The organism is Virgibacillus natechei (genome assembly GCF_026013645.1).
In the GTDB taxonomy this organism is placed as follows: Bacteria; Bacillota; Bacilli; order Bacillales; family Amphibacillaceae; genus Virgibacillus_L; species Virgibacillus_L natechei.
The window spans coordinates 1,660,928-1,676,543 of sequence record NZ_CP110224.1 but is presented as its reverse complement, the minus strand read 5'-3'; the positions used below and the strand labels follow the sequence as shown (position 1 = coordinate 1,676,543).

The following is a 15,616-nucleotide window of genomic DNA, read 5'->3' as shown; positions in this document are numbered from 1 at the left end:
GCATGCCATTTGACGGTATTGTTACTCGAGCAGTAACAGGAACACCCATATATCAAGGCTTTAAATGGTCATTTGTGTATTGCACGTATATTATGTGTGACTATTTACAGCGATTTGAAAGAAGTACAAACAAAAAGAGAAGGGATTATTCCCCTTCTCTTTACTCAATCTCCGTAAAATTTATAGAAACTCCTAATTTTAGCTGATCTCCTGACTCCGCCCAAAACACATACTCGCTTTCCCTTCTTTCTCCATCACCGAGAATCGTGCTAAAGTTTAAACGATCGCTTGTGTTATGGGAGGAAAAATTACCGCCACCGCCGCTTGATTCTGCTACATACCTTCCTGCAGGAATATCTTCACCCACGATGTAGTGACCAGCGCTTATCGTAGTTGGTTCTTCTTTTTTTTCGACAACAGATCCTTCTAGTTCTTCTAGTTCATCTTCAGCAGATTCAATGTCTTCTTGCAGGTTTTCAAGAGTAGACTCAGCTTCACTAACCTCTTCCTCTACTTCTTCTTGATTTTCGGCTAATTTTATTAGGGCTTCAAATTCTGATTCTTCATTATTGAGTTCTGATCGAATAGAAGATAAATCATTTTCCGCTCCCTCTATTTGTTCACCCAACTCACTCAATTCTTCCTTTGCTTCCTCGTTCATGCTTTTCAAGTTTTCGTAATTCACTGCTTCCCCTTCTACTTCGGCAGTTGCTTCACTGCACCCAACTAAAAATATTAGTGCTGTTACTAGTAAAATTAATTTCTTCAACCAATAGACCCCCTATTTGTTTTCAAATCTCCTAACACACCCTGGTGTGCAACAGACAGATCATGTATCACATTCACCATCTGTTCTTTCCTTTCTTATTCTTCTAAATCTTCCGTTACCTTCATCAAAATGTCAATAGCTTTGCTTATTTTTTCTGCGTTTTTAAACATTTGTGTATTATAGATACTGCTCTAATAATGATTTATACTGGATTACGACCTGGCGAATTAGTTACAATAGAAAATGCTAACATTGATATCAACGAAAGGGTAATGCGCGGCGGAATAAAACAGAAGCTGGTAAAGATAGAGTGGTCCCCATCAATAAAAAAATCCTCCCTTTTATAAAAAGAAGGATGAACAAAGAAAATAAATATTTGATAACAAATAGCATTGGTACTCAAATGAGTTACGAAACTTATAACAGGGATAGGTGGAAGCCGCTGATGGAAGATTTAGAAATGAATCATAAGCCTCATGATTGCAGGCACACATTTGCGTCTTTGATGGATAATGCGGGCGCGAATAAAATTTCGATAAAGAAAATTATGGGACATGCTTCGCAAGGGATTACTGATAAAGTTTATACGCATAAAAATATCGATGAGTTGAAAAAAGCGATTGACTTAATATAGAATACATGTTTGTGTATTGCTTGTATATTATGTGTGTATTATGACCAGGAATTTCGACCAATGTAAACGAATGTGTAAATGGACAAATCCTATTAAAGCGGGAGGTAAAGCATATGCCATTTGACGGTATTGTTACTCGAGCAGTAACAGAAGAATTAAAAGAAGAAATAATTCCAGGAAAAATAACAAAAATTTATCAACCTACAGAAACAGAGCTTGTTTTTACTGTTCGGAGCCAAGGGAAAAACCATACTTTATTATTTTCCATCCATCCGACCTATGCTCGTATACATGTTACAGAAGATTCCTATACCAACCCTAAGGAACCACCTATGTTTTGTATGGTTCTAAGAAAGCATTTATCTGGTGCAGCAATTGAAAAGATTGAACAATATGGAATGGAACGCATCATTACATTTTCTATTAAAACCAGAAATGAAATTGGTGATATTGCCTATAAAGAACTACTTATAGAGTTAATGGGAAAACATAGTAATGTTATGTTAATCGATAAGGATAAAGGACATATTATCGATAGTTTGAAACATGTTTCTCTGGCGCAAAATCGACATCGAATCATTCAGCCAGGTCAGAAATATAAACTGCCACCTATGCAGGAGAAACTAAACCCTTTAGAAATCAGCGGAGAAAAATATATTAAAAGACTTGATTTTAATGCAGGAAAATTAGATGCACAAATGGTCACTGAATTGGTCGGCTTTTCACCAGTTATCGCCAGAGAGATCGTCAGTCGCGCGAATTTGGGTACAGCACAAGTCTACATGGAGAAGTTTTTGGAGGTTCAGGAGCAAATACAAAAGAATAACTACTCACCTACCATTTACCGTAATAAAAAAGAAGACTTTCACGTACTTCCGATTACTTCTTTTGATGGGGAAAAAGAATCCTTTTCAGCAACGAATAAGATGTTGGATCAATTTTATTCAGGTAAAGCAGAACGAGACCGGGTCAAACAACAAGCCAAAGACTTATACCGTTTTATTAAAAATGAAAAAGATAAGAACAACAGAAAAATGAAAAAGCATAAACAAACAATAAAAAAGGCTGAAGGCGCCAAGCAGCATCAAAAAATGGGGGAACTCCTAACAGCACATATGCACCTTGTTACACAGGGAGATACAATTGTTTCAGTGACCGATTATTATGATCCAGCACAAAATGAACGAACTATTGAGTTAAACCCTAATAAATCACCAAGTGAAAATGCACAAGCCTATTTCAAAACGTATCAAAAACTGAAAAAGTCCAAAGAAGTAATTGAAAAAGAAGTCATTAAAACAGAGGAGGAATTCATTTATCTTGACCAACTACTACAACAAATAGATGTTGCTAGTGTTACCGATATAGAAGAAATTCGCGAAGAGCTGCGTGAAGGTGGCTATTTAAAGAAACAATCAAAACAAAAGAAACATAAAAATAAGCCAAAAAAACCAGTACCAGAAGAATACACGGCAACAGATGGTACATTGATTCTAGTTGGAAAAAATAATAAACAAAATGAATATGTAACAAGCAAACTGGCAAATAGAAACGATGTATGGCTTCACACCAAAGATATACCAGGTTCACATGTGGTTATTCGTTCGGAGGAACCTACTGAAGATACATTAATCGAAGCAGCCCAAATAGCAGCCTATTTCAGTAAATCGCAGGACTCTTCCACCGTGCCTGTAGACTATACAAAAATACGACATGTAAAAAAGCCAAGTGGGGCAAAGCCTGGGTATGTAACGTATGATAGCCAGAAAACACTATTCGTCACACCACATAAAAACGTAATTGATGCATTAAAGAAAAAATAACACACACATTTGGGCGAAGTTATATCGATTCTAAAAATTAAAAAGAAGACGTCCGATTTTAATGGACGCCTTCTTTTTGTATTAAACTACTTTTGGATTTAATGTTACGTCAATATTACCTCTTGTTGCTTTGGAATAGGGGCAAACCTGATGTGCAGATTCCGCTAATTCTTCTGCTTCTTCGAGACTAACGCCCTCCATTTTAATGTTTAGTGTAACAGCTATCTTGTTTCCACCATCTGCTGAATCCTTCATAAAGCTCACTTCAGCGTTCGTTTCAGATTCAATTTTTTTCTTCTGTTGACTTGCTACTAAATTTAATGCCCCATCATAGCAAGCAGCATACCCTGCTGCAAACAGCTGCTCCGGATTGGATCCTTTAGCATCTTTATTAGCTGCTGGATTAACTAGATTTAGATCAATTAACTCATCATCAGATTTAACGTGACCATCTCTTCCATTTTTAGCAGTTGCTTGTGACGTAAATATAATTTCACTCATTTACAGTAACACTCCTTTTAAGTATGTTTACATAACTATTCCTCAACTAAGAGAGATTTAAACATCCATCACACTAACAAACTGGTTTAATTATCAAACAAGCAAAGAAACTCAACACGTCAGCTTTACTGGACTTTTAAAAACCTTCTTATAGGAATGACCTCGTTGTTAACGCATTTATAAATTGATCAACTTGAGGTAATCTCCGCGCCCCTTCCTGATAGCAAACCCATGTATCTCTCGTTACTGCTTCACCGTTCAGCTTAAGCGGAACATGCGGGTATTCGTCTTTCATTGAATCGGAAACACTTTCGGGTAATACCGCCATACCTAATCCTTGTTTCATAAATTGCTTACAGGTTTCAATCTGATCAACTGTGATTGTTCGAAGTGGTTGAATTTCACCTTGATGATGATAAAGCCAATTATCTACAAGCTCATGCATACTATCATCACTGCTAAAGGAAATTAATGGACGTTTTTTCATTTTATTTTCCGGAAATGGCTCCGTATCAAAAATAAATAATGGATCATCAAACAATCGTACACATGTCGTCTCTTTCAATTTTTCACCACGAATAATACAAACATGATAGTTCCTATGGTCGCGTTTGATATCTTCACTAATACCTGTTACAAGGTCGATAGCAACTTTAGGAAATTTAGTGTTAAATTCACCCAGAATTGCCGGTAAAAAACGCTGGCTAATAAGGGAAGAACAAGCAATTGATAATGTTCCTTGAACTTCTTTACTCGATTCAGCAAGTGCATTTTTTATTTTTTGCTCTTGATCAATCACCAAAGCAGCATGACTTAAGATCATTTCCCCGCTTGGTGTTAACACTAGTCTTTTTGGTGTGCGAATAAAGATAGCCTGGCCAAAATAATCTTCTATATATTTGAGACGTTGAGTTACAGCAGGTTGTGATATTAAAATTGATTTGGCTGTACCACGAATCGTTCCTATCTTATTTAAGCTTAATAATAACGCATAATCCTCAATTTTCATCTTACAATCCCCTTACACTGATAATATTTATTTATCACTTTTAATTATATACCATTATTTTACTTATTGCATTAATTAGCTTATAATAAATATAAGAAATTCCTATATGAAAAGAGGCCGCTCTATGAAAAAGAAAGAAGTGAAACAAGTGTTCTCAAAAAACAAACAGTCATATGTTACAAGTAGTACGCATTCTAAAGGAAGTGATCTACCTTTAGTAACAAAGTGGTTGAAACCACAATCACACATGGTTGCTCTTGATGTAGCAACAGGTGGTGGACATGTAGCGAAACAACTTGCACCATCAGTGAACAAAATTGTCGCTACTGACATTACCGCGGAAATGCTAGAAAATACTGCTTCACATTTATCACCTATTACAAATATTGACTACGTCATTGCAGATGCAGAAGATTTACCTTTCCTGAACCATTCCTTTGATATTGTAACTTGTAGAATAGCAGCACATCATTTTCCTAATCCAGAAAAATTCATCAGTGAGGTGCAGCGGGTTTTAAAAACGAATGGAAAATTCTTGCTTATAGATAATATAGCTTCTGAAAGAATGGAACATGACCACTTCTATAATTCATTAGAGAAAATGCGTGATTACAGTCATAATAGATCTTTGAAGGTTTCTGAGTGGAGACAACTATTGACCAAATATAATTTATCCATCCAAGACCAACAAGTAAAGAAAAAAACATTAATCTATGAAGACTGGATAAATAGAACATTAGACAGCAAAGAAGATATGGATCGAGTTAACAGCTTTATACAAAATGCATCAGAAGAAATACAAAGGTATTATCAAATAAAGATTGTGAATGAAGTTATTCAATCATTTACTATTGATGAATGGATGGTCTTATGCCAAAAGAAATGACCACTAGTGATCATTTCCTTTTGGCTGTTTTCTAAAAGGTTGGGACTACGTTTACTCGTCCCACCAAAAAGAATTGTTGTTTTTGACGCAAAATCTATAGAAGACAACGTAACTACCAGGTTGATTTCCGCTGCGTACAATCGCTTTCCGCGGGCACGGCTTCAGCCTCCTCGCAGGAAACCACTGCTGCGGGGTCTTCAGACCCGTGCTGTTCCCGCAGGAGTCGACTGTACTCCGCTCCAATCAACCTTCATAAGAGTGCATGGCTATATTTATTATATAATTAAGCAATTTTGATGAAGTTGAAAAGCATCTTATCAGCGGAGGAAACACATGAAGACTCCTGCGGGAGGGAAGGCCTCGGTGAGACCCCGCAGTGCGCTAGCACGAGGAGGCTCACCAGCCGCCCGCGGAAAGCGAAATGTGTTTCCGGAGCGAATCGAAGCACCCAACCATCATTAGAACGAGAGACTTCTCAAGGGAATTGTCACTGCGTCGTCTTTTATATCCACTGCGACGTTTTAAAAGGAAACAATACTTACGAAAAGATCATTTCTTTTTATAGATTATTACGCCAGGATAATAATTCACTTTCTTCTTCTTTTTCTATTTTAGCATCTTTGACTAAAGCATCTATTAATTGGTCAAAGCTAGTAATTGTTTGAAATGATAGATTTTCAGCAGAAAATTGTTGAATGGATGTTTGTAATCCATACGTGAAGATCGCTAATACTCCGATCACTTCTCCACCTTCATTTCGTAATGCTTTGGCTGCTTCTATGGATGAGCTACCAGTAGAAATAAGGTCTTCAATCACAAGTACCTTTTGTCCTTTTTCAAATGTACCCTCAATTTGATTTTCTTTTCCATGCCCTTTTGGTGTGGAACGAACGTAAACCATTGGTAGATTTAACGTATCAGCAAGCCAAGCTGCATGAGGAATTCCCGCAGTGGCACAACCTGCAATCACATCCGGTTTTTCTTCCATATTTTCAATGAGTTGAGCGAAATATTTAGAGATTTTCCTGCGAATCTCTGGGTGTGACATCGTTAACCTGTTATCACAATAGATTGGTGATTTCATTCCTGAAGTCCAAGTGAAATACGATTTCGTATTAATTTTCACGGCTTCAATAGCTAATAAATCTCTTGCTAATTCATGACTAACCGCCATTTCCCCACTCCTTCACTACTTGATTATATGCACGATTTGGTTCAGCTGCGTTCGTAACACTTCTGCCAATCACAAGTACATCAGCACCATTTCCTCGTGCAAACCCAGGCGTTGCAATTCGTTTCTGGTCATCTGTGCTTGATTCTTCTAACCGTATACCGGGTGTTACAGTTAAGAAGGATCTACCAAATTCTTTTTTCATTTTCATTGCTTCATGTACAGAGCATACAACGCCATCTGCTCCGCTCTGTTTGGCAATACGAGCGAAGTGCCATGCATTTTCTTCAAGTTTTCCTGGCAATAGAAGTTCGTTATGCATCGTTTCATTGTCCATAGAAGTCAGTATTGTTACCGCAATAAGCTTCGTTTGATAGTTAGCATGAGATCCGATATCTAGTCCCTCTTTTGCTCGTTTTATCATCTCACTTCCACCACTTGCATGAACATTAACCATATCAACTTCAAGTTTTGCAATATTTTTCATGGCCTTCATTATCGTTGTTGGAATATCATGTAATTTTAAATCGAGAAAGATCGGATGATTATTTTCCTTTAACTTCTCTATCACATGTGCGCCTTCTCGGTAAAATAACTCCATCCCTACTTTCACAGGAATACCCTGTAGGTTATTTACTTCCAGGAATTGCTTGGTTTCATGCCAATCAGGAAAATCAAGTGCTAGATAGATAGATTTATCCATAGGAAGGGACCCCCTTTCCAATTGCAGCCTCAACTGAAGAAAATCCGTATTTATAAAGTACCTCAGGCAATGCTTCTATTAATTCTGGGCAAATAAACGGATTATGAAAATTAGCTGTCCCTACTGCGACGGCACTCGCACCTGCTAAAAGAAATTCCAGAACATCCTCTGCACTTGTAATACCTCCCATGCCTATAATGGGAATAGAAACCTGTTGTTTAACCTCATATATCATACGAATCGCAACTGGTTTAATTGCAGCTCCAGATAGTCCACCTGTTTTATTTGCTAATAAGGGACGTTTGCTTGGCAAATGAATTTGCATTCCCGACAGTGTATTAATCATAGATAATCCATCTGCTCCTGCCACTTCTACCGCTTTTGCCATTGCCACTATATCCGATACATTGGGTGAAAGCTTGACATAAACAGGCAGGTTGCTCACTTGCTTAACTAGCCTTGTTACATTTGCTGCCATATCAGGATCTGTACCAAATTGGATGCCGCCTTCTTTTACATTTGGACAGGATATATTTAATTCCAGCGCATTCACCTTATCTGTTTGGTTAAACGTTTCAGCTACCGCAATGTATTCCTCTACTGTACTTCCAGCTACATTAGCGATAATTGGAACATTAAAACTTTCCAGAAAAGGCACCTCGGTTTCGATGATCTTCTCGACACCTGGATTTTGTAGACCAATTGCGTTCAACATACCCGAAGAAGTTTCAGCAACACGTGGTGTGTTATTACCAAAACGCTCACTCCCTGTTGCAGCCTTCATGATAACTGCACCTAATTCACCTAAATCGTAAAATTCACTATATTCACGTCCAAAACCAAAACAACCAGAGGCAGGCATGATTGGATTTTTTAAATTTAATCCAGGTAAATCCATTGCCAAATTTTTCATAAACTCACCTCCTGAGCATTAAAAACAGGTCCATCTTTGCAGATTTTTTTATAACCATCAGGAGTATCTGTGGGTATGACACAAGCGAAGCATGCACCAACCCCACATCCCATCCGTTCCTCTAGCGAAATAAACCCTGGTTGATGTTCCAGTTTAGCCGTAATCGCCTGCAGCATTGGTACTGGTCCACAAGCATAATAACGGTCAAAATCAAACGTATCCAGAACATCCGTCACCAATCCTTTTTTACCATGGGTGCCATCGTTTGTCACAATATGAGTTTCACCAATTTCTTGGAATCGTTGTTCATAAAAGACATGTTGAGCTGTTTGATAACCTAGAATGGAGATGAGTTTGATATGGTTTTTTGCCAATGTTTTTCCGAGATAATAAAGGGGCGGGACGCCAATACCTCCACCTATTAATAATATCGTTGAATCTGCTCTAATTTCTAAATTAAATCCATTCCCGCTTGGCCCTAATACATCAATCTTCATCCCTCTCTGGTAGGTTGCCAGCTGTTTTGTCCCGGAACCGATGATTTTGAACAAAATGGTAATCGTTTCGTTTTCCATATCTATATCTGCAATGGATATAGGTCTACGTAATGAGTGTCCTTCCACACTCACGTGCAAAAATTGTCCCGGGACTGCTGTTTTACTAATATAAGTGTTTTCCAATACCATTTCGACCGTATCCAGTGCAACCTGTTTCGACGATAGAATATGCAGTTTCTCTTTTCGCATCATACAACAGCCTCTTTGTTTGTCATTGGTATCGCATTAAAAGTAGTGGAGTCAATTACATTCAGGATAGCATTTGCTGTATCTAAACTTGTTAGGCAAGCAATTCCATGCTCCACCGATTCCCGACGAATCATGAAACCATCAGAACGCGGTTGTTTTCCTGAAGTAAGTGTATTCACAACAAATTGAACATGACCATTTTCAATTATAGATAGAACATTTGGCTCCTTTGATCCAATCTTCGCTACTTCCGTTACCGAAATACCTTCTTTCTTTATTAAAGCTGCTGTCCCTTTTGTTGCATATAATTGAAAACTTAACTCATGAAAGCGGCGTGCTATTCCCAGTGCTTCCTGCTTATCTTTGTCTGCAACGGTTAGTAATACAGCACCTTCTTGTGGCACGGAAAGGCCAGACGCTACCAAACCTTTATATAAAGCCTTCTCCAAAGTCTTGTCGTATCCAATGACCTCACCAGTTGATTTCATTTCCGGTCCAAGTATCGTATCCACGCTTCGTAATTTTTCAAATGAAAATACAGGAACTTTTACAGATATATTATCATCTTCTGGTAAAACTCCTGTCTCGTACCCCAAATCAGCCAGCCGCGTTCCTAAAATGCATTTCGTAGCAATGTTAGCCATCGTTACGCCGGTTATTTTACTTAAAAAGGGGATTGTCCTACTTGCACGAGGATTCACTTCAAGTACATAAACATCATCATTTTGAATAATGAATTGAATATTGATTAATCCTTTAACCTGTAATTTTCGAGCAATACGTGCTGCTGCATCCATGCATTTCTGTTTAACTGGCTCCATAATTCGTTGCGGCGGATAGACTGCAATAGAATCTCCTGAGTGTACACCGGAACGCTCAATATGCTCCATAATTCCTGGGACAATAACGGTTTCTCCGTCACTTATTGCATCCACTTCTATTTCAATACCTGTAATGTATTTGTCAATTAGTATAGGATATTCACTCTTTATATTACTGGATTTCGCTAAATATGCCTGCAACTCTTCATCATCGTATACAATTTCCATTCTGCTACCGCCAATCACATAAGATGGACGAACTAATACGGGATAACCGATTGAATTCGCTACTTCAATCGCCTGATCAAGTTTGAGAACAGTTTTCCCTTTTGGACGTAACAAATCCAGATCATCCAATAGCAGTTCAAATTTATCTCTATCTTCTGCACGATCGATTGCTTCTAGATTCGTTCCTAAAATCTTTACACCACGACGTTCAAGTCCTGCAGCTAGATTAATTGCAGTTTGCCCACCAAATTGAACAACAACTCCTTCTGGCTGTTCTAAATCAATAACATTCATTACATCTTCCAACGTTAAAGGTTCAAAATAAAGCTTGTCAGAAATACTGAAGTCCGTTGAAACGGTTTCTGGATTGTTATTCATAATAATAGATTCATAGCCCATTTCTTGTATTGCTAAAACGGAATGGACGGTTGCATAATCAAATTCAATACCCTGACCGATTCGAATTGGACCAGATCCCAGTACAAGAATTTTATTTCGATCCGATTTAATTGACTCATTCTCTTCCTCATAAGTACTGTAAAAATATGGTGTTTGTGATTCAAATTCAGCTGCACAAGTATCCACCATTTTATATACTGGTTTTATCTCTTCTGAATGCCGTCGGTCGTAAATGGCATCAACAGAAACATCCCACAATCGGCCAATTTGTGTATCGGAAATTCCTAGTCTTTTGGCTTTCGATAATACCTGTTTTGAATTTTTATTCGCAATTAATTCCTTTTCTATTCGAATAAGTTTGTTCAATTTCACTAAGAAAAAGCGATCTATTTTCGTTAACTGAAAAATTTCATCGACTGTCATCCCTCTACGTAATCCTTCTGCTAGAACAAATATCCGCTCATCGTCCGCTTTTTTCAAACGTGATGTGATTTCTTCATTCGTTAAACTTACTAAATTAGGTAACCAAAGCTCTTCTGCGTTAATATCCAGTGACCGAATTCCTTTTAATAACGATTCTTCAAAGCTTCTACCAATTGCCATAACTTCTCCCGTTGCTTTCATCTGGGTTCCCAGATAGCGATCACCCGTTATAAACTTGTCAAATGGAAAACGTGGAATCTTTGTAACAACGTAGTCAAGCGCTGGTTCGAAAATTGCATATGTTGTTCCTGTTATTGGATTAATAATCTCATCCAAGGTTAAACCAACCGCTATTTTTGCTGCGATTTTAGCAATCGGATAGCCTGTTGCTTTAGACGCCAATGCTGATGACCTGCTCACCCTCGGGTTAACTTCTATGATGTAGTACTCGAAGCTATTAGGATCAAGCGCTAGTTGCACATTACACCCACCCTCAATTCCTAGCGCACGAATAATCTTTAACGAAGCGTTTCGAAGCATCTGGTATTCCCTGTCACTTAATGTTTGAGAAGGTGCTACAACGATTGAATCTCCTGTATGAATTCCTACTGGATCAATATTTTCCATATTACATACAACGATTGCTTGGTCATTCTTATCGCGCATTACTTCATACTCTATTTCCTTTAACCCTGCGATGTTCTTCTCAATTAAGCATTGATTTACCGGGGACAAAGCCAGACCATTACGCGTCGTTTCTATCAATTCTTCCTCGTTATAGCACATGCCCCCACCCGTTCCTGCAAGTGTATAGGCTGGCCGAACAATTAAGGGAAATCCAATCTTTTTAGCAAAATCACATGCCACTTCGACTGAACTTACAATTTCACTCTCAGGTACAGGTTCATTCAATTCCAGCATTAAATCTCTGAATTTCTCACGATCCTCTGCCTTTTGAATGGACTCTAATGACGTACCTAATAGGTCCACTCCATAATCTGCTAAAATCCCAGATTCCTCAAGTGAAATGGCTAAATTAAGTCCTGTTTGACCACCAAGCGTTGGCAAGATTGCGTCCGGTTGTTCCTTACGAATGATCTTCGTTAAAAATTCAATCGTGAGTGGTTCCATATAGACCTTATCTGCTACGGTATGATCCGTCATAATCGTTGCAGGATTCGAGTTTGCTAGAATCACCGTATACCCTTCTTCTCTTAATGCCTGACACCCTTGCGTACCTGAATAATCAAATTCAGCTGCTTGACCGATAACAATCGGTCCTGAACCAATGACAAGTATTTTTTGAATAGCTGTATTTCTAGGCATATGACCCCTCCTTTTTAAGCTGATTATGTTTAATCATTTGGATAAAATCATCAAATAAATGATCTGAATCCTCTGGTCCAGGTGAACTTTCCGGGTAATACTGTACAGAAAAAGCTGGATAAATCACATGTTTTATACCTTCAACCGTATTATCATTCAAAGCTAGTTGGGTTACTTGTAAATCTGTATTTGCAAGGGAATCTTCTCTTACAACATAGCTATGATTTTGCGATGTCATATAGGTTTTAGCTGTTTGAAGATCTTTAACTGGATGATTCGAACCTCTATGCCCAAACTTCATCTTCTCGGTATCAGCCTCACATGCCAATGCTAACAACTGATGGCCTAAACAAATTCCAAAAACCGGGATTTTACCAAGAACATTTCTAATCATTTCAATCGCTTCTTGTACATTTTTTGGATCTCCAGGGCCATTCGTCAGCATAATCCCATCCGGATTTAATCGTAAAATTTTTTCTACACTATAGTTATATGGAACGACGGTGATATGACAGTCGCGCTTCGTCAGTTCACGTAATATACCATGTTTCATTCCAAAATCAACCAAAGCTATCCGCATCCCACGGCCTGGTACAACATATGGTTTGGTGGTTGATGTTTGTTGAACGTGATTTGTTTGTAAGGGTATGCTTTTCAGCTCCTCTAGAATCACAGGAGCAGATTCGTCCACTGTTTGAATCGTCGCTTTCATTGTTCCATGCTTACGAATAATCTTTGTCAGTTTTCTCGTGTCAATTCCAGAAATTCCTGGTATACCGTTTTCTTTTAAATAACGATCTAAGCTTTCTTCACTCCGGAAATTTGATGGATAATCACATACCTCTTTTACAATTAAACCTTGAATAAAGGGGGTAACCGTTTCAAAGTCATCTCGATTTATGCCATAATTCCCGACCTGTGGATAGGTCATCATAACAATGTGACCGCAATTAGATGGATCTGAAATTACTTCTTGATAGCCTGTCATTCCTGTATGAAATACAACTTCTCCTGTTGTCATTTGTTCACTGCCGAAACTTTCCCCAATAAATACGGTACCGTTTTCGAGAATCAATTGTCGTTTAGCCATCAAAACCCTCCTTATATACAATGCTTCCATCTGCAACCGTTAAAATTGGTAAACCTGTAATTTCCCAATTATGAAATGGGCTGTTTTTTCCTTTTGAGTAAAAACGTTCTTTATCAATTTTTGTTTCTTTTTCTAAATCTAGTACGGTTAGGTCTGCATACGCGTTTTCTTCTAACGTTCCGTATGGTAAATTAAAGACATTTGACGGCTTAATGGTTAAATAATTTATTAATTGTTTAAGTGTGATTTTATTTGTTTTAACAAGTTTTGTATAAAGAAGTGAAAAAGCCGTTTCAAGCCCTACAATTCCAAAAGGTGCTTTTAGAAATCCCTTTTCCTTTTCTTCTTCAGCATGTGGTGCGTGATCTGTAGCGATAAAATCTAGCGTACCATCCAGTAATCCTTCCAACAACGCTTCTTGATCTTCTTTTGCTCGTAATGGAGGGTTCATTTTAAAATTTGTATCATTTGTCGTAATATCATCCTCATTCATTAACAGATGGTGGGGGGTAACTTCTGCTGTTACATTAATATTAGCCTTTTTCGCATCGCGAATTACTCTTACCGATTCCTTTGTACTTACATGACAGACATGGTAATGACAACCGGTTGCCTCAGCTAATAAAACATCACGAGCAATTTGAACCGATTCACTAAGTGAAGGTATTCCTGGTAAATTGAGTTCCTTACTCACCCTTCCATCGTGAACAACTCCCCCATAAATAATTGAATTATCTTCACAATGTGCCACAACCGGCATCCCATTAGCTGCAGCTTGCTTCATTGTTTGTAACATGGTGTCAGCTGTTTGAATGCCCACACCGTCGTCTGTAAAGGCAAATACTCCCATTTTTGCAAGTTCTGCTATATCGGTTCGTTCTTCCCCGTTTAATTTTTTTGTAATAGCGGCATAGGGAAGCACCCGAACGAGAGCATCTTGGTTAATTTTTTCTAGAAGTTCTTTCACTGTTTCCTTATTGTCAGGTACAGGGTTTGTATTAGGCATTGCGCAAACCGTCGTAAAACCTCCACGTGCTGCAGCTTTCGTTCCAGAAGCAATGGTTTCTTTATGTTCACCACCAGGTTCACGTAAATGAATGTGTACATCAATAAATCCAGGTACGATTACGTTTCCTCCACAATCTATTACTTCGGCAGCTTCCTCTGAAACAGAAGCAGCAATTCGTGTGATTTTATTGCCTTCAATTAATACTTCACATGCTTTAAGCTCATTTGCTGATGATAGCCGTTTCGCATTCTTCAATACTAGTTTCATTCATAATCCCCCATTCCTGTAATATATTCGTCATGATGGCCATTCTTATATAAACACCATTCTTCATTTGCTGAAATATTCTCGAACGTTCGCACTCTACTAAACTTGAATCTATTTCTACCCCTCTGTTAATTGGAGCAGGGTGAAGGATAATCGCATGATTTTTCATTTGCTTTTCCCGTTCCTTGCTTAACCCGTAATTGTTCAAGTAATCATTCATTGTCCTCGATTTCTCATCATGACGTTCATGTTGAATACGTAAAAGCATAACCACATCACACGTATTCACAGCATCATCCATGGAAAGATAAGGAAAATCCAAGGAATTATCTTCAAATTCTGGGGCTGCACTTAAGAAGACATTTGCGCCTAAAGCTTTCAACGCATAAGCATTTGATTGAGCAACACGACTATGTTTTATATCACCTGCAATAACAATTTTCAAATCTTTGAACGTTTGAAATTCCTGGTAAATCGTTAACAGATCCAATAAACATTGTGTAGGATGTTCCGTTTTTCCTGCGCCCGCATTAATAATCGGTATGGATATATCTTTTAAATGATTATCAAACCAACAATCTGATGGGTGGCGAATAGTCAATAAATTTGCACCGATCGACTCAAACGTTTTTGCAGTATCATATAATGATTCCCCTTTTTGTATGCTCGAGGTTTCTGTATGAAAGTCCAACACCTCCATCCCCATTTTTCTTTGAGCTACGATGAAACTCGTTTTTGTTCTTGTGCTCGGTTCGAAAAACAAGTTTGCCACGAAGAGCTGTTGTTTTAATTTATAACCCGTATTACAATACCAGTCAGCTGTTTTTAAAATATTCACGATTTCCTCTTCACTTAATTGATTAACCGATATAAAATGTCGCATCATTACCTCCCGATT

At 38.0% G+C, this 15,616-nt stretch carries 14 protein-coding genes; 3 read left to right on the top strand and 11 right to left on the bottom strand.

All coding sequences use genetic code 11. The features are described 5' to 3' along the window. Positions 1-160: 160 nt before the first annotated feature. A complete protein-coding gene (locus tag OLD84_RS08745; RefSeq protein WP_209461395.1) occupies positions 161-769 on the bottom strand; it encodes a hypothetical protein in 609 nt (202 codons plus the stop codon). 355 nt (positions 770-1,124) lie between these two features. Here OLD84_RS08745 and OLD84_RS08740 point away from each other — a divergent pair, with 355 nt between their 5' ends. Both OLD84_RS08740 and OLD84_RS08735 read left to right on the top strand, forming a co-directional pair. Further along, positions 1,125-1,403, top strand: a complete 279-nt coding sequence (locus OLD84_RS08740; RefSeq protein ID WP_245301412.1) for a tyrosine-type recombinase/integrase — start codon at positions 1,125-1,127, stop codon at positions 1,401-1,403. Between the two features lie 113 nt (positions 1,404-1,516). Next, positions 1,517-3,226 carry an Rqc2 family fibronectin-binding protein gene (locus tag OLD84_RS08735; RefSeq protein WP_209461396.1) on the top strand — a complete coding sequence of 570 codons (1,710 nt, stop codon included), beginning with the start codon at positions 1,517-1,519 and terminating at the stop codon, positions 3,224-3,226. An 81-nt stretch (positions 3,227-3,307) separates the two neighbouring features. On the opposite strand, the gene OLD84_RS08730 is transcribed toward OLD84_RS08735, so the two are convergent. Together OLD84_RS08730 and OLD84_RS08725 are read right to left on the bottom strand one after the other, a co-directional pair. Further along, a complete protein-coding gene (locus OLD84_RS08730; protein WP_209461397.1) occupies positions 3,308-3,727 on the bottom strand; it encodes an organic hydroperoxide resistance protein in 420 nt (139 codons plus the stop codon). 148 nt (positions 3,728-3,875) lie between these two features. After that, a complete protein-coding gene (locus tag OLD84_RS08725; protein WP_209461398.1) occupies positions 3,876-4,736 on the bottom strand; it encodes a LysR family transcriptional regulator in 861 nt (286 codons plus the stop codon). A 124-nt stretch (positions 4,737-4,860) separates the two neighbouring features. Here OLD84_RS08725 and OLD84_RS08720 point away from each other — a divergent pair, with 124 nt between their 5' ends. After that, positions 4,861-5,622, top strand: a complete 762-nt coding sequence (locus tag OLD84_RS08720; protein WP_209461399.1) for a class I SAM-dependent methyltransferase — start codon at positions 4,861-4,863, stop codon at positions 5,620-5,622. A gap of 559 nt (positions 5,623-6,181) precedes the next feature. On the opposite strand, the gene pyrE is transcribed toward OLD84_RS08720, so the two are convergent. The 8 genes from pyrE to OLD84_RS08680 are packed head-to-tail and all read right to left on the bottom strand — an operon-like array spanning position 6,182 to position 15,601. Next, positions 6,182-6,796 (bottom strand): orotate phosphoribosyltransferase, encoded by a 615-nt coding sequence (pyrE, locus tag OLD84_RS08715; RefSeq protein ID WP_209461400.1) that lies wholly within the window; start codon positions 6,794-6,796, stop codon positions 6,182-6,184. Continuing rightward, positions 6,786-7,496, bottom strand: coding sequence for an orotidine-5'-phosphate decarboxylase (gene pyrF, locus OLD84_RS08710; RefSeq protein ID WP_209461401.1), 711 nt, complete (start codon positions 7,494-7,496; stop codon positions 6,786-6,788). The genes pyrE and pyrF overlap by 11 nt, the downstream gene beginning before the upstream one ends. Continuing rightward, positions 7,489-8,409, bottom strand: a complete 921-nt coding sequence (locus tag OLD84_RS08705) for a dihydroorotate dehydrogenase (protein ID WP_209461402.1) — start codon at positions 8,407-8,409, stop codon at positions 7,489-7,491. Before OLD84_RS08705 ends, pyrF begins: the two co-directional genes overlap by 8 nt. Next, positions 8,406-9,158, bottom strand: coding sequence for a dihydroorotate dehydrogenase electron transfer subunit (locus tag OLD84_RS08700; RefSeq protein WP_209461403.1), 753 nt, complete (start codon positions 9,156-9,158; stop codon positions 8,406-8,408). Before OLD84_RS08700 ends, OLD84_RS08705 begins: the two co-directional genes overlap by 4 nt. Then, a complete protein-coding gene (gene carB, locus OLD84_RS08695) occupies positions 9,155-12,352 on the bottom strand; it encodes a carbamoyl-phosphate synthase large subunit (protein ID WP_209461404.1) in 3,198 nt (1,065 codons plus the stop codon). The genes OLD84_RS08700 and carB overlap by 4 nt, the downstream gene beginning before the upstream one ends. Beyond that, complete coding sequence (locus OLD84_RS08690) at positions 12,345-13,442, bottom strand: carbamoyl phosphate synthase small subunit (RefSeq protein ID WP_209461405.1); 1,098 nt, start codon at positions 13,440-13,442, stop codon at positions 12,345-12,347. The genes carB and OLD84_RS08690 overlap by 8 nt, the downstream gene beginning before the upstream one ends. Continuing rightward, on the bottom strand, positions 13,435-14,718 hold the full coding sequence (locus OLD84_RS08685) for a dihydroorotase (RefSeq protein WP_209461406.1): 1,284 nt from the start codon (positions 14,716-14,718) through the stop codon (positions 13,435-13,437). The genes OLD84_RS08690 and OLD84_RS08685 overlap by 8 nt, the downstream gene beginning before the upstream one ends. Beyond that, positions 14,672-15,601, bottom strand: a complete 930-nt coding sequence (locus tag OLD84_RS08680; RefSeq protein ID WP_209461544.1) for an aspartate carbamoyltransferase catalytic subunit — start codon at positions 15,599-15,601, stop codon at positions 14,672-14,674. Before OLD84_RS08680 ends, OLD84_RS08685 begins: the two co-directional genes overlap by 47 nt. Positions 15,602-15,616 lie beyond the last annotated feature (15 nt).

Excerpts from the sequence above, each read along its gene's own strand:
- OLD84_RS08705 (WP_209461402.1), bottom strand. The coding sequence starts at position 8,409 with ATGAAAAATTTGGCAATGGATTTACCTGGATTAAATTTAAAAAATCCA.
- OLD84_RS08730 (WP_209461397.1), bottom strand. The coding sequence starts at position 3,727 with ATGAGTGAAATTATATTTACGTCACAAGCAACTGCTAAAAATGGAAGA.
- pyrE (WP_209461400.1), bottom strand. The coding sequence starts at position 6,796 with ATGGCGGTTAGTCATGAATTAGCAAGAGATTTATTAGCTATTGAAGCC.
- OLD84_RS08680 (WP_209461544.1), bottom strand. The coding sequence starts at position 15,601 with ATGCGACATTTTATATCGGTTAATCAATTAAGTGAAGAGGAAATCGTG.
- OLD84_RS08735 (WP_209461396.1), top strand. The coding sequence starts at position 1,517 with ATGCCATTTGACGGTATTGTTACTCGAGCAGTAACAGAAGAATTAAAA.
- OLD84_RS08700 (WP_209461403.1), bottom strand. The coding sequence starts at position 9,158 with ATGATGCGAAAAGAGAAACTGCATATTCTATCGTCGAAACAGGTTGCA.
- OLD84_RS08690 (WP_209461405.1), bottom strand. The coding sequence starts at position 13,442 with ATGGCTAAACGACAATTGATTCTCGAAAACGGTACCGTATTTATTGGG.
- carB (WP_209461404.1), bottom strand. The coding sequence starts at position 12,352 with ATGCCTAGAAATACAGCTATTCAAAAAATACTTGTCATTGGTTCAGGA.
- OLD84_RS08725 (WP_209461398.1), bottom strand. The coding sequence starts at position 4,736 with ATGAAAATTGAGGATTATGCGTTATTATTAAGCTTAAATAAGATAGGA.
- OLD84_RS08740 (WP_245301412.1), top strand. The coding sequence starts at position 1,125 with ATGAACAAAGAAAATAAATATTTGATAACAAATAGCATTGGTACTCAA.
- OLD84_RS08720 (WP_209461399.1), top strand. The coding sequence starts at position 4,861 with ATGAAAAAGAAAGAAGTGAAACAAGTGTTCTCAAAAAACAAACAGTCA.
- OLD84_RS08685 (WP_209461406.1), bottom strand. The coding sequence starts at position 14,718 with ATGAAACTAGTATTGAAGAATGCGAAACGGCTATCATCAGCAAATGAG.
- pyrF (WP_209461401.1), bottom strand. The coding sequence starts at position 7,496 with ATGGATAAATCTATCTATCTAGCACTTGATTTTCCTGATTGGCATGAA.